General features: G+C 64.4%; 31 protein-coding genes and 1 pseudogene. 16 read left to right on the top strand and 16 right to left on the bottom strand.

Annotated elements, in window-relative coordinates; genetic code table 11:
• The first annotated feature begins 169 nt into the window (after positions 1-169).
• The 3 genes from GNX96_RS16060 (at position 170) to GNX96_RS16050 (ending at position 1,432) form a co-directional block, all read left to right on the top strand.
• Positions 170-721, top strand: coding sequence for a peptidase inhibitor family I36 protein (locus GNX96_RS16060; RefSeq protein ID WP_163568702.1), 552 nt, complete (start codon positions 170-172; stop codon positions 719-721).
• Positions 722-809: 88 nt separating this feature from the next.
• Entirely contained in the window at positions 810-1,070 is a 261-nt protein-coding gene (locus GNX96_RS16055) for a hypothetical protein (protein ID WP_163568701.1), read from the top strand.
• Complete coding sequence (locus GNX96_RS16050) at positions 1,070-1,432, top strand: hypothetical protein (RefSeq protein ID WP_163568700.1); 363 nt, start codon at positions 1,070-1,072, stop codon at positions 1,430-1,432. The genes GNX96_RS16055 and GNX96_RS16050 overlap by 1 nt, the downstream gene beginning before the upstream one ends.
• A gap of 383 nt (positions 1,433-1,815) precedes the next feature.
• On the opposite strand, the gene GNX96_RS16045 is transcribed toward GNX96_RS16050, so the two are convergent.
• The 5 genes from GNX96_RS16045 to GNX96_RS16020 form a co-directional block, all read right to left on the bottom strand.
• Positions 1,816-2,223 (bottom strand): ACT domain-containing protein, encoded by a 408-nt coding sequence (locus GNX96_RS16045; protein ID WP_163568699.1) that lies wholly within the window; start codon positions 2,221-2,223, stop codon positions 1,816-1,818.
• Positions 2,224-2,380: 157 nt separating this feature from the next.
• The gene (locus tag GNX96_RS16040; RefSeq protein WP_163568698.1) at positions 2,381-2,584 is read right to left on the bottom strand and encodes a hypothetical protein; all 204 of its coding nucleotides are present in this window, start codon (positions 2,582-2,584) and stop codon (positions 2,381-2,383) included.
• Positions 2,585-2,692: 108 nt separating this feature from the next.
• Positions 2,693-2,854: a hypothetical protein gene (locus GNX96_RS16035; protein ID WP_163568697.1), complete on the bottom strand. Its 162-nt coding sequence runs from the start codon at positions 2,852-2,854 to the stop codon at positions 2,693-2,695.
• 512 nt (positions 2,855-3,366) lie between these two features.
• Entirely contained in the window at positions 3,367-3,585 is a 219-nt protein-coding gene (locus tag GNX96_RS16025) for a hypothetical protein (protein ID WP_163568696.1), read from the bottom strand.
• A gap of 312 nt (positions 3,586-3,897) precedes the next feature.
• Positions 3,898-4,908 (bottom strand): hypothetical protein, encoded by a 1,011-nt coding sequence (locus GNX96_RS16020; RefSeq protein ID WP_163568695.1) that lies wholly within the window; start codon positions 4,906-4,908, stop codon positions 3,898-3,900.
• Positions 4,909-5,262: 354 nt separating this feature from the next.
• Here GNX96_RS16020 and GNX96_RS16015 point away from each other — a divergent pair, with 354 nt between their 5' ends.
• From GNX96_RS16015 to GNX96_RS52215, 5 genes are all read left to right on the top strand, one after another.
• The gene (locus tag GNX96_RS16015; protein WP_163568694.1) at positions 5,263-5,910 is read left to right on the top strand and encodes a hypothetical protein; all 648 of its coding nucleotides are present in this window, start codon (positions 5,263-5,265) and stop codon (positions 5,908-5,910) included.
• Positions 5,907-6,278: a hypothetical protein gene (locus tag GNX96_RS16010; protein ID WP_163568693.1), complete on the top strand. Its 372-nt coding sequence runs from the start codon at positions 5,907-5,909 to the stop codon at positions 6,276-6,278. The genes GNX96_RS16015 and GNX96_RS16010 overlap by 4 nt, the downstream gene beginning before the upstream one ends.
• A 66-nt stretch (positions 6,279-6,344) precedes the next feature.
• Entirely contained in the window at positions 6,345-6,662 is a 318-nt protein-coding gene (locus tag GNX96_RS16005) for a hypothetical protein (protein WP_163568758.1), read from the top strand.
• 205 nt (positions 6,663-6,867) lie between these two features.
• On the top strand, positions 6,868-7,077 hold the full coding sequence (locus GNX96_RS16000; RefSeq protein ID WP_163568692.1) for a hypothetical protein: 210 nt from the start codon (positions 6,868-6,870) through the stop codon (positions 7,075-7,077).
• Entirely contained in the window at positions 7,077-7,235 is a 159-nt protein-coding gene (locus GNX96_RS52215) for a hypothetical protein (protein ID WP_279580498.1), read from the top strand. Before GNX96_RS16000 ends, GNX96_RS52215 begins: the two co-directional genes overlap by 1 nt.
• Positions 7,236-7,249: 14 nt before the next feature.
• On the opposite strand, the gene GNX96_RS15995 is transcribed toward GNX96_RS52215, so the two are convergent.
• Positions 7,250-8,317 carry an MsnO8 family LLM class oxidoreductase gene (locus GNX96_RS15995; protein ID WP_163568691.1) on the bottom strand — a complete coding sequence of 356 codons (1,068 nt, stop codon included), beginning with the start codon at positions 8,315-8,317 and terminating at the stop codon, positions 7,250-7,252.
• A 596-nt stretch (positions 8,318-8,913) separates the two neighbouring features.
• Between GNX96_RS15995 and GNX96_RS15990 the strand changes: the two genes are divergently transcribed.
• Entirely contained in the window at positions 8,914-9,279 is a 366-nt protein-coding gene (locus GNX96_RS15990) for a hypothetical protein (RefSeq protein WP_163568690.1), read from the top strand.
• Between the two features lie 808 nt (positions 9,280-10,087).
• On the opposite strand, the gene GNX96_RS15985 is transcribed toward GNX96_RS15990, so the two are convergent.
• On the bottom strand, positions 10,088-10,531 hold the full coding sequence (locus tag GNX96_RS15985; RefSeq protein WP_279580497.1) for a hypothetical protein: 444 nt from the start codon (positions 10,529-10,531) through the stop codon (positions 10,088-10,090).
• An 860-nt stretch (positions 10,532-11,391) separates the two neighbouring features.
• Here GNX96_RS15985 and GNX96_RS52210 point away from each other — a divergent pair.
• The 3 genes from GNX96_RS52210 to GNX96_RS63670 all read left to right on the top strand — a co-directional run bounded on the left by GNX96_RS52210 (position 11,392) and on the right by GNX96_RS63670 (position 13,106).
• Positions 11,392-11,535, top strand: a complete 144-nt coding sequence (locus tag GNX96_RS52210; protein ID WP_279580496.1) for a hypothetical protein — start codon at positions 11,392-11,394, stop codon at positions 11,533-11,535.
• A 919-nt stretch (positions 11,536-12,454) separates the two neighbouring features.
• Positions 12,455-12,955, top strand: a complete 501-nt coding sequence (locus GNX96_RS15975) for a helix-turn-helix transcriptional regulator (protein WP_163568643.1) — start codon at positions 12,455-12,457, stop codon at positions 12,953-12,955.
• Positions 12,894-13,106: a helix-turn-helix domain-containing protein gene (locus GNX96_RS63670; protein WP_390624022.1), complete on the top strand. Its 213-nt coding sequence runs from the start codon at positions 12,894-12,896 to the stop codon at positions 13,104-13,106. Before GNX96_RS15975 ends, GNX96_RS63670 begins: the two co-directional genes overlap by 62 nt.
• A gap of 70 nt (positions 13,107-13,176) precedes the next feature.
• On the opposite strand, the gene GNX96_RS15965 is transcribed toward GNX96_RS63670, so the two are convergent.
• The 3 genes from GNX96_RS15965 to GNX96_RS15955 are packed head-to-tail and all read right to left on the bottom strand — an operon-like array spanning position 13,177 to position 14,371.
• The gene (locus tag GNX96_RS15965) at positions 13,177-13,437 is read right to left on the bottom strand and encodes an MFS transporter (RefSeq protein WP_163568687.1); all 261 of its coding nucleotides are present in this window, start codon (positions 13,435-13,437) and stop codon (positions 13,177-13,179) included.
• A gap of 11 nt (positions 13,438-13,448) precedes the next feature.
• Positions 13,449-13,826, bottom strand: a complete 378-nt coding sequence (locus tag GNX96_RS15960; protein WP_163568686.1) for an MFS transporter — start codon at positions 13,824-13,826, stop codon at positions 13,449-13,451.
• On the bottom strand, positions 13,823-14,371 hold the full coding sequence (locus GNX96_RS15955; RefSeq protein WP_279580495.1) for an MFS transporter: 549 nt from the start codon (positions 14,369-14,371) through the stop codon (positions 13,823-13,825). Before GNX96_RS15955 ends, GNX96_RS15960 begins: the two co-directional genes overlap by 4 nt.
• A gap of 301 nt (positions 14,372-14,672) precedes the next feature.
• On the opposite strand from GNX96_RS15955, the pseudogene GNX96_RS15950 reads away from it, so the two are divergent.
• Positions 14,673-15,784, top strand: a pseudogene (locus GNX96_RS15950) (MFS transporter).
• An 839-nt stretch (positions 15,785-16,623) separates the two neighbouring features.
• On the opposite strand, the gene GNX96_RS15945 reads toward GNX96_RS15950, so the two are convergent.
• The 6 genes from GNX96_RS15945 to GNX96_RS15915 form a co-directional block, all read right to left on the bottom strand.
• Positions 16,624-18,039: an ABC transporter substrate-binding protein gene (locus GNX96_RS15945; protein ID WP_279580540.1), complete on the bottom strand. Its 1,416-nt coding sequence runs from the start codon at positions 18,037-18,039 to the stop codon at positions 16,624-16,626.
• A 22-nt stretch (positions 18,040-18,061) separates the two neighbouring features.
• The gene (locus GNX96_RS52205; protein ID WP_279580494.1) at positions 18,062-18,217 is read right to left on the bottom strand and encodes a hypothetical protein; all 156 of its coding nucleotides are present in this window, start codon (positions 18,215-18,217) and stop codon (positions 18,062-18,064) included.
• Positions 18,218-19,038: 821 nt separating this feature from the next.
• On the bottom strand, positions 19,039-19,230 hold the full coding sequence (locus tag GNX96_RS15930; RefSeq protein WP_279580493.1) for a MerR family transcriptional regulator: 192 nt from the start codon (positions 19,228-19,230) through the stop codon (positions 19,039-19,041).
• An 11-nt stretch (positions 19,231-19,241) separates the two neighbouring features.
• Positions 19,242-19,478: a DNA methyltransferase gene (locus GNX96_RS63665; protein ID WP_390624021.1), complete on the bottom strand. Its 237-nt coding sequence runs from the start codon at positions 19,476-19,478 to the stop codon at positions 19,242-19,244.
• Positions 19,479-20,097: 619 nt separating this feature from the next.
• Positions 20,098-20,256, bottom strand: a complete 159-nt coding sequence (locus GNX96_RS15920; protein ID WP_163568683.1) for a hypothetical protein — start codon at positions 20,254-20,256, stop codon at positions 20,098-20,100.
• Between the two features lie 581 nt (positions 20,257-20,837).
• Positions 20,838-21,398 (bottom strand): DNA methyltransferase, encoded by a 561-nt coding sequence (locus GNX96_RS15915; RefSeq protein ID WP_163568682.1) that lies wholly within the window; start codon positions 21,396-21,398, stop codon positions 20,838-20,840.
• Positions 21,399-21,681: 283 nt separating this feature from the next.
• Between GNX96_RS15915 and GNX96_RS15910 the strand changes: the two genes are divergently transcribed.
• The 3 genes from GNX96_RS15910 to GNX96_RS52200 all read left to right on the top strand — a co-directional run bounded on the left by GNX96_RS15910 (position 21,682) and on the right by GNX96_RS52200 (position 22,708).
• Entirely contained in the window at positions 21,682-22,044 is a 363-nt protein-coding gene (locus tag GNX96_RS15910) for a DUF2089 domain-containing protein (RefSeq protein ID WP_163568681.1), read from the top strand.
• Positions 22,041-22,301, top strand: coding sequence for a hypothetical protein (locus GNX96_RS15905; RefSeq protein ID WP_163568680.1), 261 nt, complete (start codon positions 22,041-22,043; stop codon positions 22,299-22,301). Before GNX96_RS15910 ends, GNX96_RS15905 begins: the two co-directional genes overlap by 4 nt.
• 170 nt (positions 22,302-22,471) lie before the next feature.
• Positions 22,472-22,708 carry a hypothetical protein gene (locus tag GNX96_RS52200; RefSeq protein ID WP_279580491.1) on the top strand — a complete coding sequence of 79 codons (237 nt, stop codon included), beginning with the start codon at positions 22,472-22,474 and terminating at the stop codon, positions 22,706-22,708.
• The last annotated feature ends 410 nt before the right edge of the window (positions 22,709-23,118 follow it).

Below are 23,118 nucleotides of genomic sequence, written 5' to 3'. Positions count from 1 at the left end.
AGTGGCCTGGGAAACACTTGCCTTTTCGATGATGAATGTCACTGGACATGGCATGTAGCGTCACATAACGTCAAAAGAACCCTTATAGTGCCTCAGAAACCATAGGACATGAATGTGCCGGCCTGGCCATTTCCGCCCGCGAGAGGAAAGAATGAGTCGATTCCTGAGATTGCTGTTCGCGCTCACCGTCGCCGCAATAGTTGTCACCGGCGGCCAGAGCGCGGCGAGTGCGTCCGATGGGGCGGTGAGCGGGCGCCTGCCGGCCACTGTCGACGCGCAACTACAGCTGCTCAAGCGCTCCGCCACAACCGTCGAATACCGTCGGGCCACCGCCTCGGACCGTAATATCGCCGGCGGTTACGCGACACTGCTCGAGCGTGGATCGGCCAGACCGAACGAAAACTGCTCGGCATTTTATCTCTGCCTGTTCGCCGACGCCAACGGCGGAGGTCTGGAAGTCATCATTCCCCAGGGTGTCAGCGTGCCGTACCTGGGAAACACCTGCGTCGGCGGCGTCTGCTACGACATGAACGACCGCCTGACATCCTGGGAAAACGTGAGCGCTTGGACGTATTGCTGGTATTACGACGCCAACTACACGGGTCAACAGCGATTCATGGACTATTTCGGGTTCAACATCCGCAATGTTGCGCCCGAGGACAATGACCAGGCCTCGTCCGTACAGGCCCTGGGGCCGAGTGACCAGCGACTGACCTGCTGAGACCGCTTGTCCGGCGCTGCCGTGCGGCTTTTTCGAAAGCCACCTGGGATCGAACTACGGAAGGAAATGACAGAATGGGCATGAGGTCATGGAAAAGTGTCTGTGTCGGGGCGATGACCCTGGCCGCGTTGTCGAGTGCGGCGGCGCCCGCCGCGGCTGCCACCGTCGGACTGAGCGGGCACACGCCAGCCCGCAGACGTTCAAGTACGTGGGGTCCTTCTTCACCTACGGCGACTGCGAAGCATACGGCTACAGCAATTACAACGGTTACAACAACACCTGGTTCTGCACTCAGTCGAACAACCCCGACACGTTGCCGTGGTCCTTGTACCACGAGGACAGTGTCTGATGTCGAGGAAGTTCGCGACCGGCATCCTGACCATAGCGCTCGCGATCGGGCTGATAGTCGCCGGTCCAGGCGCGGCCAGTGCCCACCCCCAGGCGAGCTTTAGCAAATGGTGGAGTGCGGTGTCGAGCGTCTACATCTCAGGCATCAAGTACGACCTGACCATCACTTTGTGGCAGAACAACGACAACGGGCAATTCCACGGTGAGGCGTCTGGGTATCCGGCTGGCTTTGTCGGCCTGTACGACACTGCCGGCCAACTCCTTCCGGGCGGGGTAGGCAAAAACGTTGGCTATGGCGATATCAACACGAGTGATGTCGGTGGCAATATCCAGGCCCTGCGGGCAGGCCACGCTACCCGCTGACAACGCCACCCCGGGGCCGGCGGTCTGTAGCGGAATAGTTACGTAGCCTCCGCAGGACGCTGACCTGGGCAGCGACGATGCCGCATTCCCGACCAGGAATGCGGCATTGTCATTTTCTGGTCGGCCGACAGCGCTGGCTGGAAATGTCGTTCATGGTCCCACGCCCAGTCCTGAGGTGATCCTTTCCAGCGGCTAGCTCAGGCGGGTGGACAGTGATGCCGCCGTCAACGTCTAGGGATGGCGCCGTGGATCATCCGGGCCTCGTTGAAGGCGAGGAGGGCGACGGCGTGGGCGATGTCCCCCCCAGGGATAGAGGCTCAGGCCGTTGATCGGCACGTGACCACTACGCGAAGGCTTCAACGATGCCCCCTGTCTGAGCTCAGTCATACGGCCACCTGGTGGCCGGCCCGCCGAAGTACGCCGACGGCTTCCTCAAGCCTGCGGGCCGGGACAAGCACGAGGTCTCCGTCGTAGCTCGCGGCGGTCCAGACCGGGAGTTCGCTCGCTGCGAGCGGCGCGACGATAGCGCTGAGCATCCCCGTCACTTCCGGGTCGTGCGCGTCATCGCCGTTCCACAGCGCCGTCCAGCCGTCCTCGGCGGTGTCGTCGCGCCGCATCGCCGCGCCTCCGTCTGGACCGAGCACGAGCGCGAGCGCGAGCGCGAGCAGGCCGGTTTCGGGGGCGGTCTTGCGGATGTCGGACACCCGCTCGAGGACGAAGCGGCCTTCGAGAACGCGGAGGTTCTGAGTTCGAGCGGTCGGCACCGAGCTCGTACGCCGCGCGGGCGGCATAAGCGGTAGTACAGCGCCAGAATCCGCGGGATTACCGTGGCCGTCGCCTTTATGAGTCATTCGTATGTCCTCCAATTGCGCCCTAGCGACCCGGGCAGGGCGCCGCCGTGGAAGCACCTGGCCTTCTGGTCGCGGACATCATCGACTTTTTCTGTCTCTACGTTGAACCAGCCCTGCCGTAGCGCGGCTCCAGACTGCCGTTGGCGATACCTTGGTCGACGTACGCCACAAGTTCTGCCATGCCGTTGCTGTCGAGGTCGGCGAATCGCGCGAACGCGACACTGTTGCGTCCCAGCTTCACCTTGCCGAGCCGGCCCGCGTATCGCCCGACGATGAACTCGTCATCCTCGACGTCCGCCACGTACAGGCTGATGTAGTTCTTCTGCAGCGCCAGCCCGATTCACGGGCCGGTCGACCAGCCGGGGCGACGAAGCGACCTCGTACTGGAACATTCCGTACCCGATCAGTGTCATCGACATCCCCGGACTGCCGGCCGCCGTGCCGCCGAAACCCCGCGGGCCAGCCCTGGTGCGGCCGCCCGGATCAGCGAGTCGGCCGCACGCAGGTCCGACTCCCTGGCGGGGTCCGCGGCGAAGTACGCCTCAAGCGTTGACGCCTGCACCCTGAACATCACGTCTTCCTGTCATCCGAGGAGGTAGACGCCCCCAGGACCGAAAAAAACTATCGGCGGCAGGTTCGAGTCGTCGCTTACTCGCTGAGCAGTCCGAGCGCGCCTTACCAGAGCGAGCCGGGGTTGAGGCGGTTCGGGGGTGTCGCTCGGCCCGTCAGTGGCCCCCTCACCGGCTCTCGTCCGTAACCGCAGCACGCCTTCGCAGACGTGACTGGATTCGATGCCGGACAGGACGACCTGCGCTTCTGCCCCTCCGCGGCCACCGGGGTCCGTCAGTCATCTCCCTCGGTGGTTCAAAGCTGAGCTCCAGTACCTCGACCGACGCGAACAACCTCGCCAGCGGCGTGTACGCGGTCACCGTAGGCTAAATCCGCGAGGGCTTCTGGGCTGTAGCCCGACATGGTGAGGAATACGCCGTAGGTACCGGGCAGCCGTTGCCGGACTCGTTTCTGCAGCTTGGCGATGCCGCTTTTCTCATCGGCATGAGCACACACCCCACCTTCTTCAAGATGTCAGGTGCCCGAATGTACGACCGCGGCAACGACGTTGTAGGCAGCCTCCGTGGCGTCGTACGGCCGCCGGTATTCCTTCGCGGTCGTCACCCGGATCGCACCGTACTCGACGTCGAACGTGGCCACCCATGCCTCGATCAGCGCGAGCCGGGCAGCGGATCCGAGGACGGCCGGCACGTCGTCGGCCGATCGCGCGAAAAACGTTATAGAAGCGGTCAAAATCCCGATCGTCGGTAGGGAATTTGTGCAATCCGTGTGGCCGTAGCGATCTCCGGCGCCGGACGGCGACGCGGCGTGCCGACAGTTGTGGTGAGTTCGCGATCACGACCGAGTAGGGACCGTACGTCACGTCGCGAGGATTCAACAGCAGGGGATGGATCGTCACCGGCACGCCGTCAATATGACCGTGCATCTCGTGGCCGCCCGGTGGCTCCCAGTTGGACGGAAACGACAACCCGCGCCTGCTGGCAAAGGAACGCAACTGTGCTGCCAACGCCGGCACGCGACGATGCCGCAGAATCCAGTACGGGACTAATAGAGAGGGACGACGATGACGGCGACAAACCCAAAGAAGGCACCAGCTCCTTTTAGCGCCAGCCAGTCGATTCCCTGCGGGCCGGATTGGACGATCGATCTGACGACGCCTTGGAACATTATGACGACGAAAAAGCCGACGAGTGCCGCCATCTGCCACCGGAACCGGCGAAGGACCGCGGATCGCTCTGACTTCAACGCAAGGCTGTACGAATTCCGCCTCGACGACGGCCCCCGGCGCGAAGGTACGGCGGATGGCAACGGCGCACCAGCCTGGCGAGGCGAGACCGGCGCAGCCGCGGCCCAGGTATCGGCAAGCGCATGAGCGAGGTCTATCGCCGCCGTAATGGCCGGGTAGGGCGCACGATTCTCCGGGTGACTGGTCAGCTGGATGACGCCGCCTTCGTACCCGAAGACTGCGATGCCGCTGCGCTGTATTCTCGACCTCGTCCGCGAATCGAGGACAGCGGCGACAGCAGCCGGAGAGTCGGCGTAGACCCGGAACCACCTGTCGAATCCGCCATCGTCGGTACGCACCCTTCCGATGCGATACGAGTAGGCGAGATCAGCGGCAGGCCGGCCGGCACCGGCGACCACCCGATACGGCGTACGCACCGGCAATGTCAGCGTCACTTGAGCCGAAACGCTAACGATCCGGGCCGCCCTCCCGTAGTACTGGGGAACCAGGAAAACACGGACCGCGGCATCGCCGTACTTCCCGCGAAGCTCGAACCCCTGCAGGCTTGCCGCTCCCTCCACCACAGCCAGACCGGAGTTCACCGCGATGGCCCGAAAGCCCACCTCGAATCGAGCGACCTTGACCCTATCGCGCCAAACGCTGAGCGCGATCATGCCGAGCGGCAGACCGCTTATCAGAAGCGGCACGGTGACGACGGAAAGTATCTTCGCCGGAAGCGTCGGTGCGGTCTCCCAGCCGGCGATGCTGATCATGATCGTCGCAGGCAGCAGCAAAGCGATGGTGATCACTATCCACGGTGTCCGAGTCACCGGCCGAGCCTACTTTCCTTCGTCTGCTCAGCAACTGGCCTGGTGCGAACCATGTCCTTTCGCCTGCGCCGACAGGCTCTTTAGCGCAGCGCAGCGCCGCGTCGTACCTCGGTGAGGACGGCCGGGGTCGATATTGTCGCCGCTGACGATGGCGACCACTCTCGGTGATCTCGTGCTCCTTCATGCGTCCCCACGTAAATCTCGGCGACGGTCCCCACACCCCCGTAGTCACGACTCTTGGCGGCGGGGATGCAACTTTCGGACCGTGCGGTCATCACTTTGTGGCAGTACGTTCCACCTGGGCGCGTCGGCAGAACAAAAGAAGGCGCGACAGAGCGAGGAAGAGCGCAGCTGATGAGCAAGCTGAAAACGGGAAATCGGGCTGCTGCCTGGGTTTTGGTGATCCTGACGCCGCTGATCGCGGAGCTCGCGTTCGGCAGTACGCCGCTGCACCTGGGCTATCTGGTGTTGTTGTGGACGCCAGTTTATGGCGCCGGCATTTCGTTGGTACGCGAAGCCGTTCATCGAGCCGGTCGCGGCTGGCCGAGCATTGTCCTGTTGGGCATCGCGTACGAGCTGATAGAGGACGGGATCGGGCTGCAGGCGCTGTCCAGTCCGCATCTGTACGGCGCGGCCGGCTGGGCGCCACGGCTGTTCGGTCTGAAGACTGCGTACTGGGAGCTGAATGTCGTCTATCACGTGATATTCAGCGCGGTCATCCCCATTCTCATAGTCGACCTGCTGTTTCCCGCTCATCTGAACGTTCCCTACTTGAAGAAGACCGAGACAGTCATCACTGCGATAGTCGGCCTGCTGGGGATCGGCCTTCTGCGTACGGTGTCGGCGTCCAATGACCCTGGCTACCTGGCCCCAATTGGGGTATTGGTCGGCTGTGTGGTGGCGATCGCCATTATCGCAGTGATAGCACTGAAAGTCGTTCCACCGCGGACGACCGCTGTTCGTACGACCGCGGCGGTTCCGCCCATCTGGGTTCTTGGGTGATCGGAGCGGTCGGCACATTGATTATTCTGGGTCTGATCTTTCCCTTTGGCGGAGCCAAACAGCCATCGTTCGCGCGCGGCGCATGGGCGCTGGTACCGATGGCGATAGATGCGTTGATTGTCGCTGGCGCGTACGTTTTGGTCCGCCGGTGGGGATTGTCCACGGCGTGGACAGACCAGCATTCGCTCGGCTTGGCCGGTGGTGCACTTGTCGGTCACACGCTGTGTGGGGTGGTGATCGCGCACACGGCGTTCGATCGCTACGGGCTGGTCGTCATAGCGATTCTGACCGTCGCCCTGGTCTACCTGTTGAGCAGGCGGATCACCAAGCGCGCCACAACCGAGTCGGTGGCAGTGCCTGTTTCATAACCGCCCGCAAGGAGCTCCGGCTGGCCTACGGTGGGAGGCGGGGCAACGAAAGGGGTTCAGGTGCGAATGCAGGAGATTGTCGGGGATTTGCCGACCGAAATCGGCTCCGGGCGGGTTTTCAGAGACCCGTACGAGACGATCGACGGGACAACCGTCATCCCAGCCATGAAGGTCCGCAGGGTGTGTGGTGCCTTTATGGCGAAGCCGGCCGGCGCCGTTGTCGTGAAGGACGGCAAGGCTTCCTGGGTGGCTGCCGTCGACGAGACACAGATAGCTCTGGGAGGAATACTGGTTGGCCTCGCGGCGGTCGTGTTGTTCGGCGTCGCGGGGATTCGCCGTCCGCCGTGGCCCGACGTACGAGTCTGGGTCACCCGCAAACGCTAGATAGCAAAGCTGGGTTCGTTGATGTCGCAGGTGGCGGTCGCGGTGCCGGCGCCGGTGCAGCCAGCTGGCAGACCCTGCCAGACCAGCGTGCCGGCGCTGGTCTGGTGCAGTGTCGAGGTCGACTGATGCTGTACGTAGTGGGTGGTCGGCCGGGCGAACTTCGCCGAGGTGGCGGAGCTGGTGAAGGTGCCGGGGGGGTGTCGCCGTGTGCGTTCGGCGCGACCTGTTCGACGGCGCCGCGCCGGCGGCGTGCAGGGTCGAGGTGACCGAGGTGGTGACGACCAGGCCGGTGCCGCAGCTGACCTCGCTACTGTACGTGATCGCGACCTTGGCGCCGGCCGGCCAGCTCGCGCCCCAGCTGCCGAGCATGCACGAGCCCGCCGGTGGTGTCGCGGCCGCGCTCACGCCATGCTGATGGTTTGCGGTGGCGTAGCCCACCAGCGCGACCGAGCCTGGCTGACCGGCGACGGAGCTGTTTTCGGCGTGTATCCCAAGCGGTGGCGCAGGACTATCGTGGCGGCCGCCTCGCCGGGCAACCTGTCGGATCTGGTCGAGTGCTGGTTCACCCGGTGAGCGCCGGACCGGGGTCAGCCGGTGAAGGCGGTTGGGGTCGATTGGGGGGAAAGTACCGGCGCGGGTACGCCGACAACCTCGGCGAGCAGTCGATAGGAGGCCACCCGGTCGGCATGCTCGGGCGTAATGGTCAGCGCCATCAGTTCACCCGCGCCGGAGGCGGCGACCAGGTCGGCCGCCTTCTGCCCGACGGTGTCGGGGCCACCGATGATCTGCCGGTCCGCGAAAGCCTGGGTCAGCTCACGCTCCTGCCGGGAGAAGGTGTACGCGTCAGCCTCTTGCTGGGTGGGAAACGCATCGAACCGGGCTGTCCCGCGCATCTGGATCTTGGCGAGAAGGTACGGACGAGCGATCCTTTCCGCCTCCGCGTCGAAATCCGCCGCGATCACCACCGCAGAGACCAGCGAGGTCGGCTCGGCAAGGTGCGCAGACGCCTGGAAGGTGTCTCGATACAGATGCAGCGATTCCTGCGTCGCGGCCGGGTTGACGTGATGCGCGTATGCATAGCGCAGACCCAGCCGGGCCGCGACGGCCGCGCTGGACGGGCTGGAGCCCAATAGCCAGATCGGTGGATGGTGCTCCCTGGCCGCGCCGGCGTCTATCGGCCCACTGCGGGCACCCGCGAAATAGCCGGCGAGCTCCGCGATCTGTGCCGCGAACTCCTCTCCAGTCCGATGGCCCACCCGCCGCAACGCGGTGGCAGTGGCCGGATCGGTGCCGGCAGCGCGGCCGACGCCCAGGTCGACACGTCCAGGATGGAACGCCGACAGCATGCCGAACTGCTCGGCGACCACCAGTGGCGGATGGTTAGGCAGCAACACCCCGCCGGATCCGATCCGCATCGTGGACGTCGCCGTCGCCAGCTGCGCGGCCATCACCGCCGGCGCCGACGCCGCCGCCAGGCTTGGCGTGTTGTGGTGCTCGGCGGCCCAGAAACGCGTGTAGCCGAGCGCCTCCACCCGGACGGCGAGGTCAACCGAAGCACGCAACGCCGCGGTCGCCGAACCGCCACGCCAAACTGGCACTACATCCAGCACTGACACCTTCGCCACGACTGGGTCGCCCGGCCTGGTTGCCTTCATCGCACCCCATCCTCTAAACGCCGAACGACAAGAACTGTACTGGGGCGCAGAAATTGTGGACGGTCCGATATCACGACGCTTCGCTTGTTCGCGGCATGTCTGGCAACCCACGCCATGTCCTGACCGGCACCGGCCGAGACGCAGATGGCGCGCTCGAACGCCGGTATCGACAGTGATCACTCGACACTGGTGTACACATGCCGTGAAAACCGGAGATGACATCTTGCCTGCCGTCGAGCTCGGTCGGGAATCCGTCCACGGGGACACGGCACGGTGAAGGCCACGTCGGGGCGCCACAGCTGTGCCCAAGCGTCGATGTTCTTCGCCGACAGCACTCGAAATCTGCCGGCACTCGAAATCCCTCAGAGGAGCCTCCTCCCGTTCGCTGGCCAATAGGCGAGCCGGGGCACCCCAAAGCGGAATTTACATTTGTCATGATATTTACTGGTGCTGCAGTCGCTGCTGTCTTTCGGCACGGAAACCGCTGAAATTGGTGACGATTGTCAATTGCGGGTGACTTCCAGTCTCGCCGTGAGATCACCACTGCCTATCTGTTCGGCTACGCCGGACCCTTGACTGTGCTCGGAGAATGTTCTATGAAAATCCTCGCGAGAATCTCGAAGGTCACCGTGACTGCGGCTATTTTGGCGGCCGCACTGTCGATCACACCCAGCCCCGGTAGCGCATCCACAGCGTCGCCAGCTATCCAGAATACCGCGTGCGACGCCAGTAACTCCTTCCAGTACTTCACCTTCTACGTTGCCGGGAACCCCGTGTGTTACACCGACAGCGGGACCATGACCATGCATCTGGCCCCTGTCGGACTGTGGTACGCGGAAAACAACTATGGCACGTTCACGTATATCCTCCCGGACCGCTGCCCGCCGCCGGTCGTGTTCGGCCGGAACGAGTCCGGTAGCCTTCCGCCTGACGCCATCATCATCAGCCTCACGATCTACTGACCTCACGGCTGGACCCTGACGAAGGAGTTCGAATTGATCCCGAGACGTTGGTTGGCTAGCTTGGTTGTTGGCGTGGTGACGTGCGGTGCTCTGCTCACGCCGCTGACGCCGCCGCGCGGCAGACGGTATCTGTTTCAACTCGTTGGACCCAGGCCAGCCGTTCGCTGGCTGTGAGTTCGAAGGCAGCTATTTCGACCACAATCGGTGTGCCACCGATGGAGCAGACCTGGTCCGCCATGACCCGGCCGCCATTGGCTACGCCTGCGACGTGGTCAATTCTGGCGAATGGTGGCTCTATATCCGTTATCCTGCTTAACCCCACCTTGCCATTCGTCATTATTTCTCGAAATCCGAGAACGGAACCAGTGATGGGAAACTCGTGCGTAAATTGTTGATCGCGATGACAGTCGCGGCCGTCGCGCTCGGACCTACCGTGCCAGCATCGGCGGCACCGGCGGACACCTGCGGTGTGCATCAGCAGGTGGACGACAACGGAAATTCGTGGTGGGTAGCCACCAACTGCGACCCCAACGGCTGGGGCCAAGACTATCAATGGAACCAGGACGGGCAGGTCCACGGGACCTGCATCGCGGACCAGCGCACCGGACTGTGCCCCAGTATCGGTGGTCGACCGCTCCCCCTGGCTGGCGTACCTGACACATTATTGTTAAGTCTCCACGTGCCGCATCTTGAGATCAATACCAGCCTCGCTGCGCCGCCGCGGCCGGTTTTTGATGTCGGCGTGGCCGATTCGAGGTCGCGCGTCTGCGGACCCGCCCGTTAGCTGGTCTCGCGCGCCCCCAGACGTTCAGGAAGTGCTGAGTGTGGCGTACGCGTAGACGTCGTTGGTGTTGGTAATGCGCCCATAGGCTGTGAAGTTGTCGGTTCCGGCGGCAGTGGTCACCAGAGTCACGATGATGCTCGCGGTGGCGCCGGGGGCCAATAACGAGTTGCCGCAATAGATGAGGCGTTGGAGGTTGCGTCGGGCGCACCCGCTTCCACCCACCCCGGTGATCTTCTGCGACGCGTACTGAGGATTCTCAATACCCAGTGCCGCCGACACCGTCGCGGAGGTGTTGTTGGTGAGCGTTGCCGCCACCGTGACCTGATCACCGACCACGGCCGTGGCCGGGGTCACCGTCAGCCCGACAAGCGGGATCGACACGGTCGGTGCGGCGGCAGCAGGCGTCACCCATGCCGCCAACCCGGTTCCGACGCATAACATGGTGGCTGCCAACTGCCTGATACCCATTGCCGCCTCTTGATCGTCAACGATGCATGAGTGTCGCAGACGTTGTACACGATACTCGTAGCGGCGGACGGCCTACCCCACAACTGCCCAGAGATGGTCCAGGCAAATGCGTCACCAAGGCCGCGCCCGCCAGCGTGGCTGCACTCAACCGCCTGGCACGCTTGCGCGCCATCGCACCTCAGGTCGTGTTCGCGGCCCTCGGCGGGGGGCGTCCATTCATTCCACCTTCTACGAGGTAACCGATGTCGATCCACAATGGCGGAGCATTCCGCACGGGCGCCCATTGGCGAACCAGACCACGTTCATTCTCGATCCTGCTGGCCAACCAATGCCTGTTGGCGTGTCCGGCGAACTCCCTCGGTGGGGTCAGGCTCGCACGTGAATCTCTCCACCGCCCAAGCCTCACTGAGACGAAATTCATCCGCTGGCAGGCGCCCGACGGACATGATCACCGCCCGGCTCCGTACGGGCGGTTCTGCTCGGTGCGCTACTCCACCGTACCCGGACATGTCGGCACCCCGGGCATCGTCGGTCGTAGGGTTGCCCAATGCCGCGTTTTGAGGTCACCACTAGCATCAGCGCATCTCCGCAGCGTGTCTTTGAGGTTTCATTGGAGGTGGAGGTGCATACCGCTTCGATGGCCGGTGCCGCCGAGCGCGCTGTCAGTGGCGTCACGTCTGGTCGTCTGACGCTCGGTGACACCGTCACGTGGCAAGCCAGGCATTTTGGCCTGCCGTGGCGGATGACCTCCCGGATCAGCGCCTTGACGCCACCGGGATACTTCGTCGACGAGCAGGTCCGGGGACCGTTCAAGCGCTGGCACCACGCCCACCACTTCGAGCCGGACAAGCAGCGGCACCTTGATGCGCGACGTGGTCGACTTCGCTGCTCCGCTCGGCCTCCTGGGAGCCGTCGCCGAACGGGCGGCACTCAATTGGTACATGCCCCGGCTGATCAACATCCGGAACAACCATGTCAAGAAAATCGCTGAAACCACCCGCTGAGCGACTGAACGCTTTCGGCTCAGCTAAACACAATCGTCAGCCAAGATTTCTCACCAGGACACACAGGCCATGCCGAGCCCGGCCGCGCTGACCTCCAGCTCCGTTGACGTTGAACCTGAAACCGATCCGGGAGCCGACCTCCGCAGGGGCTCGGCTCGAACAGTCGACACATACCAGACCCACCGCGCCCATCGCTCGCGATGACTTTGCCGTGGCGTTTACCTCCGCGGGTCACAACGGATGTAACAAAACCGCTGTCCGGCGTGGTGTGCCGGGTATGCGTACGGACCGGATCCCCGGTGGTCATCAGCCGATCCCGAGGACGGCCTTGGCGGTGGTCCAGTTCCAGCATCGCATCGTCTGCTGCGCGGCCGCGAGGGTGACCTGTCGCGCGCAGACTGCTTTCTTGACGGCGTTCTCGACGCTGTCTTTGTTGTAGGAGTTGTTGTTGCCGACACGTGGATCTGGCAGCGCCCGAGGTTTGGAAGTCGGGAATCAGCAATTCCGGGACTGACGCATGAGTGAGCGAGATGACGGCGTCCGTCAGCACGTGATCCCAGCCGCGGCAGGATGATGACTTCCTATGTGTCGTCTCCGCGAGCCAGGAAAGTACAAGCTGTGGCGGTGGGCGGTACTGCGTGGGGATGCGTGCAAGGTGACTTCCGGTGGTGGACGCGGCGGCCGTCGGGATAAGGGAGGGTCGGCAGGTCAGCGTTCACAACCATGATCTCTGTTCGTTCAAGATCTGTAGCTGCGTTGCCGCATCCGGCCCACTATTCTGGCCGTGATGGACGAAATTAATTACCTACCTACCTAGTGGGGCGACGGATGCTGTCGCGCATAGCGGCGGGAGTGTCATCGCCGCACACGTCCACGACCACGATCAGATCGTCTATGTGAGTGCGGGGGCCTCATCGCCGTGACGACCAGCAACGGTGTGTGGTCGGTGACGCCGGATCGCGCTGTGCTCATCCCTGCCGGTGTGTGGCATGAGCATCGAATCTTCGGGAATACCCGAGTCCACGCCCTTGAGTTGACTGATATAGCCGCTGTCGAGCGCGACGTCGATGTTCCGAGCGTATTCGCGGCGAGCGGGCTCGTTCGCGCGCTACAGATGGAGCTTACCGAGGCGCGAATACCGGTCGCCCTGCAGAGGGAGGCGAAAGCACTACTCTCGGGGCTCGTCGCGATCGCCCCTCGGACTGGTATCCGCCTGCCGAATCCGCGCGATAGGCGTTTGGCGAGAGTATGCGCGATGGTCGAGGCTGATCTGGGTCAGAATATGCCGCTTTCGATTCTTTCTAACGCCGTGAATTTGAGCGAGCGATCGCTGAGCAGGTTGTTTCGCATCGTTCGGGGTGACGTATCCACAGTGGCGCAGCTTGGTGCGGGTATTTCATGCATCGGCCGCGCTCCTTGAGGATGGCGGGTCCGTGACCGAGATTGCCGCGCGATTTGGGTGGGCTACGCCGAGCGCGTTCATCACGACATTCACTCAGTTGGTTGGGCAAACTCCGGCGTCCTACCAGCGACGGTATCGCGATACGAGGGAGGGGGGGGGTGAGGTCTAATCGGATCAGCAGGTGGCTCGGTGACTGGCGGCCAGGGTGCGCCATGTCAAGAAGCCGTGGGGTAACCAGATCAGTTGGTCTGGGTGGCCTCGACGGCTCGACGGCGAGCTTCCACGGTCTCGTCATCGACGAACCTGTGCCGGGCGGCGAGCCAGCCGGTGATGGTCGTGATGGCAAGGGCGACCCACAGCAGCGACAGTGGGGCGGTCCATCCTCCGGTTGCGCTGTACAGCGCCCCGAAGAGCAGCGGCCCGGTGCCCGCGATCAGGTATCCGATTGCTTGTACGAACGCGGAGGTTGCCGCAGTGGTTTGGTGCGTGCGCGCCCGCATACCGATCATCGTCAGACTGAGCGGGAACAATCCGGTGCCCACCCCGAAGAGCACCATCCACACCCATGCACCGCCAACCGGCGCGATGCCCAAGCCCACGAACGACGCCGCGAGGCAGGCGACGAGCGCGCGACGATCACCGTGCGGTGCCTGGCTCGCGGGATGATCGGGATGCCCATGGCCACCGGGATACTAACGCCGGTCATGACGGCGACCATCGCCCCGGCGGTCGCCGCGGAGATGCCATGCGCGCCCATGTACGGCGCCATCCAGCCGAACCCGATATAGGCGATCGCCGACAGCGATCCGAAGAACAGCGTCAGCATCCACGCGGTCTGGCTGCGGACGAGATCCCGGCGACCGAGCTTGCGAGGTTCGGTCGAGATCACGGGGGCTGGCCGGGACTCGCGTCGGATCGTAGGGAGCCAGGGCAGGATCGCCAGAGCCGGGAGACGGCCCACACCGCCAGACCGACCCGCCAACTTCCGCCGGCATCCGCGATCGGGACCGTCAGACCCGCTGAGATCGCGGTCCCGAGGCTCAAGGCGGTCGCGTATACGGCGGTCATGTGCCCTATGCGGTCCGGGAAGTGCAGCTTGACCAGCGACGGGAGCAGCACATTGGCCACGGCCGCGCCGGACAGGGTCACCACGGACAGAACAAGGAAAACGATGATGTCGGGGGCGAACGAGCGGCTGACGAACCCGATGCAGGAGACCGCGAGCGCGAGCACGGTCGCTCGGTGCGCCCCCAGCTTCGCCGACAGCGCCGGTGCGCATGCGCCCAGCAGGGCGAAGCACAGGACGGGCAAGGTGGTGAGCACACCTCCGACGATGCTGTTGGTGTGCAGATCATGTTGGATGTTGTCCAGGACCGAACCCACGCTGGTCACGGCGGCCCGCAGGCCGAAACCGGTGACGGCCAGCGCGATCACCAGCAGCACGCGATGGTGCGGCCGTGCTTCGGTGCGGTGCTGGTTGGATGGGTCGTGCGTGGGGGCGTTCTCCGTTTCATGGCCCTAATCGTGATGGAGTGCCGTCCCGGCTGCTTCCAAAAATCCGTCCGTAAATATCAAAAAACAGCCGCCAATGTTGAGCGCCGCGAGGCATGCGCCAGCACCTGGCGGATACTTGACATAACGCGGCAGAATATTGAAAGCGGACAGCTCGGCGGTTTGTCACCGTCATCAGGTGACAACGCCGACGCTCGCCGCACCACGGTCGACCTGGTCCCGGATGCGGATCTGGGCCAGCGCGCATGCGGTCGACGACTTCTACCAGGGCCTCGTTCCGACCGCCGTGCCCTACTTCGTGCTGGAACGTCACTTCGGCTATCTCGCCGCGTCCGGCCTAGCCACGGCCGCCGCCCTCGGCAGCGCCATCCCCCAACTGGCCATCGGCGTACTCGCCGACCGGCGCCGCCTGCCGTGGATGGCACCGCTGGGCATCGGCCTCGCCGGAACCGGCGCCGGTCTCGCGGGTCTGCTCCCGCAGTACCCACTGGTCTTCGCTTTGCTACTGCTCTCAGGGTTCGGCGTGGCCATGTTCCACCCGCCGGCGTCCCGGGACGCGCGCAGCGACGCTGGCGGCAGTGCCACCGCGATGAGCTACTTCGCCGCTGGCGGTAGCGTTGGCTTCTTCGTCGCACCCGCCATCGCTACCCCGGCCCTGGACCACCTCGGCATCGGCGCGACCGCGCTGTTCATCCCGCCCGCCGTACTCATGGGCGTGATCCTGTTCCGTCACCAACATCGAGTCCACGCCACCGCCAGCACAAGGACGACCGTCACCAACGGCGTCAACCGGCCCGGCCGGTTCGTTGCGCTCACCTGCGTGGAAATCATCCGCTCCAGCGTGTCCTTCGGGGTCAACACCTTCGTCTCGCTGTACTGGATCACGCACCTCGGCGCATCCACCGAACTCGGCGGCACCGCACTCGCCCTGGAACTGGGTGGTGGCGTGCTCGGTACCGTCATCGGCGCTCGCATCGGTGACCGGATAGGTCTCGTGCGCACCGTCCAACTCGGCAACACGCTGCTCCTACCCGCACTCGCCGCGCTGTTGTTTTTTGCGACAACAAGTACGCGGCGCTGCCGCTGGTGCTGCTGGTCGGCCTGGTTGCCAACCTGCCCTTCGCCGTGCTCGTCAAGCTCGGCCAGGACTACTTGCCAACCCGACCAGGAACCGCGGCCGGCGTCACACTCGGCCTCGCCGTGAGCGCGGGCGGCCTGCTCATGCCAGTGCTCGGCATCGTCGCCGACCATACCGGCCCGTACGGCGCCTTCGTCGTGCTGACGCTCATTCCACTGATCGCCATCGCGATCTCGACGACGCTGCGGGAACCGTGACGGCGCAGTGCCTGACTGACGCCTTCTTCCGCCGCCCACATGTCCGCGTACGACCTGGACAAGGGCAATAGCGTGTCTGCTAGATCCCCTGAATATGCTGGTGTGATTGTGAGGGGTATCTGTCACATGTGAGCGGTAGCTGTCGCTGCCGCCTGCGATGGTGCATCCGCGTGGTATCCATCTCACTGCGTAAACTGTTGGCTCGTGTGCTTGTCTGTGATGTCACCGTGCACACTGACGGTTTCCCGTTCGGCCGAAGGACCGGGCCGTGACCGACCTGAGATTGTCTGCATCTGCGGCTCTACCCGGTTCGTGGACGAGATGCGTGCGGCGAACCGCGATCTGACCTTCGCGGGTGTCATCGTCGTCGCGCCGGGCGAAGCAGACGAGTTGGTCACCAATGAGAGCAGAAGACTGCGCTGGACGCATTCCACCTGCGCAAGATCGACCTGGCTGACCGAGTTCTGGTCGTCAACCCCGGCGGGTATATCGGCGAGTCCACGAGCAGGGAGATCGCATATGCCGATGCCATCGGCAAGCCGATCTCGTTCACCGATCCCCGTCTGACCAGTAGACGCATCCCCGTGACGGTATCCCGATTCGCACATGGCTGGCCGTTGCCCGCAGCTCGCGTTCAGCCGGTGACAATTACCGCTCACATCAGGTGACAGATACAGCTTGTCAAGCGGCACGCTGAACCGAGCCTCGACGTTCGACTCGGTTCAGCGTGGGCAGCTCGGCGGATAGACGCGATGACGGCCCGCGTCCGAAACAGCAGACGCGCGAGTTCATCGCAGTCACGCCCGAGCCGGACAGCTGGGCAGTTCTGGGTTAACGCATCAGCGCCGGACACCAACCCGCAGCAGATCGATCTGGGAGTAGAGCGTGGACAGTCCCGCATTGCGGATGTTCGAGCCGACCACCTGCAAGTTGCGGCTTTCGACCACCGGCAGCATCGGCCAGTTTGTCGACAGGACTTGGTTGGTGAGGTCGTTGAACTGCTTGCCGACCTGGGCCGGATCGGCGCTCGACGAGGCCAACTCGGCGATCTGCCCAGACGTGGTCGGGTCGTAGTAGCGGGCGAGGTTCGTTGAGACCCACTTCGTGCCGCTTGCGTCCGGGCCAAGCACCGCAGGGATGATTGCGGCGGCGGTGGGCCAGTCCGGCTGGAAGCCGGAGACGAACAGATCCGGTGCCTTGTCGTCGTTGTGCAGGGTCTTGCTGTAGGAGTCGGTAGGGATCTCGTCGATCACGACGTTGATGCCGATTGCCTTGAGGTCGCTTTGCACCTGCGCCGCGATCGCCTTCTGTTTCGTCGAGGTGCTGGATACGCCGAAGTGCAGGGTCGGTACCGGCGTGCCGTTCAGCGCCTTGGCCGCCGCCACGGGGTCGCCGGTCGGCTTGAGACCGAGATCGATGGAGTTCCGCCCGGCGATGCCTTCGGGGATGATCGTGTTGGTCAGTGAGCCGAACGCTGGGCCGCCTTGTGCGGTCAGGACGGCCTGCCGGTTGATCGCCAACGCGATCGCCTTGCGCACCTGCAGGTCCTTGATCTTCAGTTCGTTGAAGACGATGTAGAGCACCGCGTGGCCGGATCCGGTGACGACGCGGCGTTTCACGCTGGGCTGGCCCAGCTTGGGTATGTCGGCGCCCTGCAAAGTGTCGAACAGCGTGAGTGCGTTGCGGTCCTCGCCCCGATCCGCGATCAACCGTTGGCTGATCGTCGCGCGATCAATACCGAACGTCACCTCGTACCGGTCGGGCAGCGCCGGGCGGTGAGGATCGGTCGCGGGGTTCCATTTCGGGTTGCGTACCAGCGTGATCGACTTGTTCGGCGAGTAACTGTCGATCCGGTAGGGGCCAGACGCGACCGGATGCAACGTGTAGTCGCGCCCATCGTCCTTGGCCTTCGGCACCGGGGCGGTCGCCATCGACATCATCCACGGCGCGTCGGGCTGCGGCGCGGCGAAGTGGAACACGATGGTGTACGGATCGGGCGTCTGCACCGCGGCCAGGTCCTTGTTCGGATCCTTGTACGGGCCGGCGTAATGGTCCGGGTTGGCCAACAGCACGGGCAGATAAGGCGGCACGCCCGGGAGGACATCGGAGGCGAAAGTGCGCTCGACGGCGTACTTGATGTCGGCCGACGTCACCGGCGAGCCGTCCTCGTAGGTGACGCCGTGACGCAACCGGAACGTCCAGGTCCGGTCACCATCGGACGGAGTTCCGGTGTCCCGCGCGATGTCCGGCTTGATCGTCGGCTTCCGTCCAGGCGTGTCATCGACGATCGACGATCGTCAACGTGCGCAGGAACAACCGACCGAAGTCCGCCTCGTCGGCGCTGTAGAGCTCGGCCGGATCGAGGTATTCGAAGTTGGCCGGCTCAAGGATGCGAATGGTGCCGCCCTTGCCGGTGCCCCCGCCGTGGGACACCATGGCGGCGGCACGGGTCGTCGGCCTGGTCTGATTTTGAGCCGCATCGCTCGTGCGGGCCGTAGCCAGCGTGAGCGCGACTACCCCGATCACGACGAGAACGAACTTTCGCGGTAGGCGAATTCCTATTGCGGGCACGTGACATACACCTCGGCCTTACTGCTGGTAGTGGCAATGTTTGCAACTCGTCCCCTCGGCTGGTGAGGTAGCCGTGCGCAGTCGTGGCTTTCGGTGCATCGCGACGCGCACGCGTCTCTTCATTCACGGGGTGGGGGACACCGGACACGGACGATACGGGCCGTCTCGCCCGGAGGGATACCCGGGGAACTAACTATCCCGATCGGGAAGTAGCCGATGGTGCAGAACAGCGTCGCCGTGTTGTTCAAAGGCGATACGCGGTGCCGGGACGCCATCCGCGACGTGTACCGCGCGGCCGTAAGCACCATGTTGCGTAATGTCGTGCGCCATTCCTCCACCACTGCCCACACAGGACGCATCAGGCAACGCCGGCACGACGACGTTGCCCGGTCAGGCACGCCCACAATCCGGATGGTCCGATCACACCAACCCGCGGCCTACGCACCCACCGCGCGACCCGACATCGCTGTCAGCGGCAGGTGAAAACTGGAGTGGACGCGGCGTGCGAGCAAGCCCTGGCCATCCGCGACAGCGGCGCTTTCGACGGTGTGCACCTGGTGCCGGTCAGCCGATACCGGGAGGTCGTTGCGCGTCTCGAACGCGAACTGTGAACGCCTGGCAGCCATCTCACCCTGACCCTTCTCCGCTCCGATGCCTCAGCCCGGATTGCGCCGGCTGACCTCCTAGCCTGCGCTGTTGCGGTCGAGTTGGAGTAGTACCAGCAGCGGCGCCGTGGGCACCTTGAACGTGGCCCCGGTCTTGAAGACCGTCACCGGGAACTCGCCGCGGCGCACCATGGCGTACGCGGTGGTGCGGCCAATGCCCAGTGCCCGCGCGGCGGTGACCAGATCGACCACCGCCGGCAGCCGCCGCACCTGGTCGATGCTCAGCGTTCGCCCGCCGCTGTCTGCGCGGGCGGCTCCGGCGGTGGGCTCCCTGGTCGGCTGAGTCGTTGGGTGATCAAGGGCAGGTAGGTCTGGTTCTGTTCGATTCCAAGGCATCGCATGCCTTCCGCTCGGGCGGCTTGGGCGGTCGTACCGGAGCCCAGAAAGGGATCCAGGATCAGGCCATTGGGTGGGGTCATCAGTCGTACGAGCCAGCGCATCAAGTCCACCGGCTTCACGGTGGGGATACGCGAGACCGTCCGTCGCGCGGGGCCGCTCGGCGCGGTTGGCTTTGGCGTGCCACCGGGACGCTGGGAAGAACCGGGACGCGCCGCCCCGGCCCGCCGCCGCGCGACGGCAGGCAGGCGCGGTCGCCCGGCAGGTGACCATAGACAGTTCCGAACCTGTCGCTGGCTCGTCGTCGCGGGTTCGCGCCGCTGACCAGGGTGCCGCTGGCCGTGTCCAGTGCGTCGACTGCGTAGCCGAGAGCGCACGTGCGGGCGCAGTGTGGGCTGTGGCCGAGCAGCACGTTCGGTGGCGATCTGCCGGCTGAGCTGCGACCGGTGTAGGCGGGCGCGGCGCGCTGGCAGGTCGCCAACTGGTAATGGCATCGACGGCGGCGGCGGCGGGGGGAAACCGGCGGATGGTGAGTCGCGTGCGCCACGGTCGGTGGTGTACACGTGCGCCGCGTCGATGTTGAGCGCCCCGAGCCAGTGAGCGATGACGTTGTCCGCGATGGTGCCGCGCACCGGTTTTTGCGGGCGACGATGATCAGCTCGAACGCGGGTTTGAGCGCGGTCCCCCAGCCTTGCCAGTCCGCGTGGGTGTTCGTCACGGGGGCGGATTGTTGGCGGGCCGTTACGGCTTTGCCGACGTCGTGGTTTTGGGGAGGCCCTGTCCGTAGAGCCACGCGATGGTGTCGCGGATCTGGAATCCGCTGTCCTGGATGGCGGTCACCAGCCGGTGCCAGGTCCGGGCGTCGCCGAAGGTGACCAGATACTCGCCGAGTCCAAGCACACGCAGGCACTCCGTGGCCTACCGGCCACACCAGTGGCCGTACACCACGAGATCGCCGCGCGGTTCGCGGTCCCACGCCGGTTCGGAGTACGCGCACCATCGCGCGCCGCGTTGGCATCGACAGGTACGGCAGTACGGATTGCGGCTGTCGCGGTGTCCTGGCGGCTGGACATCTGCGCGGGCGGCGAAGGACGTTGTGTGGATAGGCGAGACGGTCCAGGGACGGTCCCAGTCCTGTCCCATGAGCTCCAGACCGTATGGCGGGTCGCAGACCACCGCGTTCCACCGACTCCGCGCCCAACTCCGGCAGAACGGTCAGGCAGTTGCCGTGGACGACGGTGATCTGAGAATCGCGGTAGACGACCGTCACAGGGTTCCTCACAGGATGTACCGGGGCCGGACGCCATTGCTCCGCTGCGGCTCCGGCGCGGCCGGGTCGGTTCGACGTTCCAGGAAAGTGACGCTGTCGGGCAGCCGGCCTGGCCGGGCGTCGCGGCGCCCGTAGCGGAGCCACCACCGCCGTTAATCGGTATGTGGCTCGCTGGCGCGAGGCGGCATTTCGGTGTTCAGCCGGCGCCGTGTCAGGTCGAGGTAGTCGGTGTTGAGGTCGATGCCGATGTAACGCCGATCGAGAGCTGCCGGGCCGCGACCGCTGTGGTGCCGGAGCCTTGGAACGGGTCAAGGACAACACCGCCGGTCGCGCTGCCGGCGGCGATCGCCCGCAGCGGCAGGTCGAGGGGAAAGGTGGCGCAGTGCGCGTGCCGGGTGGGTCTGGTCTGGTGGGGATGGACCAGACGGTGCCGGGGTTCTTGCCCTTGGGATGTCCGTACAGGTGTCGCCCGCCGACGTTGAGGCCGGCGTACCGGTATGCGTGGGGCAATTGCGGGTTGCCTGCGGCGTACTTGCCGGTGCGCCGCTGTTGGGGGTTCGCGGTCCTGTCCCGGGCGTGGGGTGATGCCGGCGGAGCGGTGCGGGATGCGGATCGCGTCCAAGTCGAAGTCGAAGTCTTCAGCTTTGGTGAGCAGCAGCACGAACTCGTGTGTCACCGAGAGCCGGTCACGTACGGATTCGGGCATCGCGTTGGGCTTGTGCCACACGATCCCGGACCGCAGCCACCATCCGTCGGTCGGTCTGCAGTGCAAACGCCAGTCGCCACGGGATTCCCAGGAGGGGTCTTGGCCGGCAGACCGGTGGCGGTTCGGTGCCGGCGACTGGGCCGGTCCGGTTGGGTGCCGGCGAGTGATGTCATTATGACGTCACTATGCCATCATTGTGGCGGCGCCGGATAGGGCGAGACCACGAAAAGTGCAACAACGCGATGGCCCGACACGAAGTCCGCGAGTAGGTCGTTTTTAAGAAAATTAATCTCAACATCTTGAAAGTTGAGAATTTGCCGCGTACAACTTAGATATGACAGAGCGAGGGATGGATTGGCAAGAACTCACAAACCTGACCCGCGGTCGACCGTTTGCCGTCGAGCGGGTCCGCCTGGTCGGCAGTGGTGTCGTGATCGAGGGTGAGTTCGAGCTGCCGCAGCTGGCTCAGCTCGGCGTCGAGGATCAGGTCTTCGTCACGGCGTTCGTGCGGTGTCATGGCTCCATCAAGGAGATGGAGCGGATCTTCGGAGTGAGCTATCCGACGATCAAGTCACGACTGAACCGGATCAGCCAGATGCTCGATTTCGTCGAGACAGATCCGGCACCGTCGCGGGCCGACGTCATCGATCGGTTGCGTCGCGGCGACATCAACGCACAACAGGCATTGTCCGAATTGGAGGCTGGCACATGATGCCGCAGTTGGTGACCGTACGGGTCACAAACCCCGACGGTCGTCCGATCCGGTTCTGGGTCCCGATAATCCCCGTGGTGCTGGTGTTCTCACCAATCCTGGTGCTGGCCGTACTCGTAGCGGCCGTGGCCTGCCTGGCGTACCGCATCAGCGTGCTGCGAGCACTCGTCAGCGGTTGGCGTTTCATCTCCGCGCTGCCTGGCACCCGAGTCGACCTCAAGGAGGGCCACACGGCCTTCCTGGTCATTATCCGATAGAGAGGTTCTGATGAACGAACAACGCAAGGACATCCTGGACATGCTGGCCGAAGGCAAGGTCACCGCACAGGGAGGCCGAGCAGCTCATCACCGCACTCGAACGAGACCAGCCACCGGTCGCGTCGAGTCTGGACGCCCGCCCCAAAGGCAAGGCGAAATACCTGCGAGTAGTGGTGGAGACGCTGGAGGCCGGCGAGCCGGGCCGGGTCAACATTCGCGTGCCGCTGCAACTGCTGCGCGCCGGCGTACGGCTCACGGCCCTGGTCCCACCGCAGGCACTAGAACGCGCCAACGCCGAAATGAGCAAGTCCGGCGTGCCGTTCGACCCTGACCCAAATCAAACCCGAACAGCTCGAAGAACTGGTGGAACACCTCGACGACGTAACCGTGGAAATCGACCAACCTGACGCCAAAGTCCGCGTCTTCTGCGAATAGGCCCTGTCCAGGTTTTGGACAGGTCCCCGAGAGCGTGCTCGAACACCCTCCCGAGGCCGCACCTGCCAAGCGGAGCACGGTTGAACTGCCAATCCAAAGTCTAGCCGCTTATCGACGCATAGCGGAGGGGCCACTCGTACAGTGGCCCCTCCTGCCTATCAAAGACGCCGCAGTCGCCTGTGAAATTCCGCAGCTCCGTACTCGGGACCGTGTCAGCTCGATGATTGTCCGGTGCCAGGACGCCATGCGATCGGCGCTGCGTACGACGATGTCACCAGCTGCCAACGCTGATTTCACTTTCGGTTCTCGAGAAAGGGAAGTCCATGACCATCGAGCAATCCGCCTGGACCGGCATGTTGCCAGTCAACAGCACCGCGCTGTA

The sequence above is a fragment of the Fodinicola feengrottensis genome, from assembly GCF_010993775.1.
GTDB lineage: Bacteria > Actinomycetota > Actinomycetes > Mycobacteriales > HKI-0501 > Fodinicola > Fodinicola feengrottensis.
The sequence above is the reverse complement of the archived record's forward strand: the minus strand, read 5'-3'. Positions and strand labels throughout refer to the sequence as shown.

What these genes read in the sequence shown, in the direction of transcription:
- GNX96_RS16045 (WP_163568699.1), bottom strand. Translation starts at nt 2,223, where the DNA reads ATGCCGCCCGCGCGGCGTACGAGCTCGGTGCCGACCGCTCGAACTCAG.
- GNX96_RS15905 (WP_163568680.1), top strand. Translation starts at nt 22,041, where the DNA reads ATGATGCCGCAGTTGGTGACCGTACGGGTCACAAACCCCGACGGTCGT.
- GNX96_RS15910 (WP_163568681.1), top strand. Translation starts at nt 21,682, where the DNA reads ATGGATTGGCAAGAACTCACAAACCTGACCCGCGGTCGACCGTTTGCC.
- GNX96_RS15985 (WP_279580497.1), bottom strand. Translation starts at nt 10,531, where the DNA reads ATGGGTATCAGGCAGTTGGCAGCCACCATGTTATGCGTCGGAACCGGG.
- GNX96_RS15990 (WP_163568690.1), top strand. Translation starts at nt 8,914, where the DNA reads ATGAAAATCCTCGCGAGAATCTCGAAGGTCACCGTGACTGCGGCTATT.
- GNX96_RS16050 (WP_163568700.1), top strand. Translation starts at nt 1,070, where the DNA reads ATGTCGAGGAAGTTCGCGACCGGCATCCTGACCATAGCGCTCGCGATC.
- GNX96_RS16005 (WP_163568758.1), top strand. Translation starts at nt 6,345, where the DNA reads ATGCAGGAGATTGTCGGGGATTTGCCGACCGAAATCGGCTCCGGGCGG.
- GNX96_RS52215 (WP_279580498.1), top strand. Translation starts at nt 7,077, where the DNA reads ATGGTTTGCGGTGGCGTAGCCCACCAGCGCGACCGAGCCTGGCTGACC.
- GNX96_RS16035 (WP_163568697.1), bottom strand. Translation starts at nt 2,854, where the DNA reads ATGTTCAGGGTGCAGGCGTCAACGCTTGAGGCGTACTTCGCCGCGGAC.
- GNX96_RS16015 (WP_163568694.1), top strand. Translation starts at nt 5,263, where the DNA reads ATGAGCAAGCTGAAAACGGGAAATCGGGCTGCTGCCTGGGTTTTGGTG.
- GNX96_RS15965 (WP_163568687.1), bottom strand. Translation starts at nt 13,437, where the DNA reads ATGCGGGCGCGCACGCACCAAACCACTGCGGCAACCTCCGCGTTCGTA.
- GNX96_RS16055 (WP_163568701.1), top strand. Translation starts at nt 810, where the DNA reads ATGGAAAAGTGTCTGTGTCGGGGCGATGACCCTGGCCGCGTTGTCGAG.
- GNX96_RS15995 (WP_163568691.1), bottom strand. Translation starts at nt 8,317, where the DNA reads ATGAAGGCAACCAGGCCGGGCGACCCAGTCGTGGCGAAGGTGTCAGTG.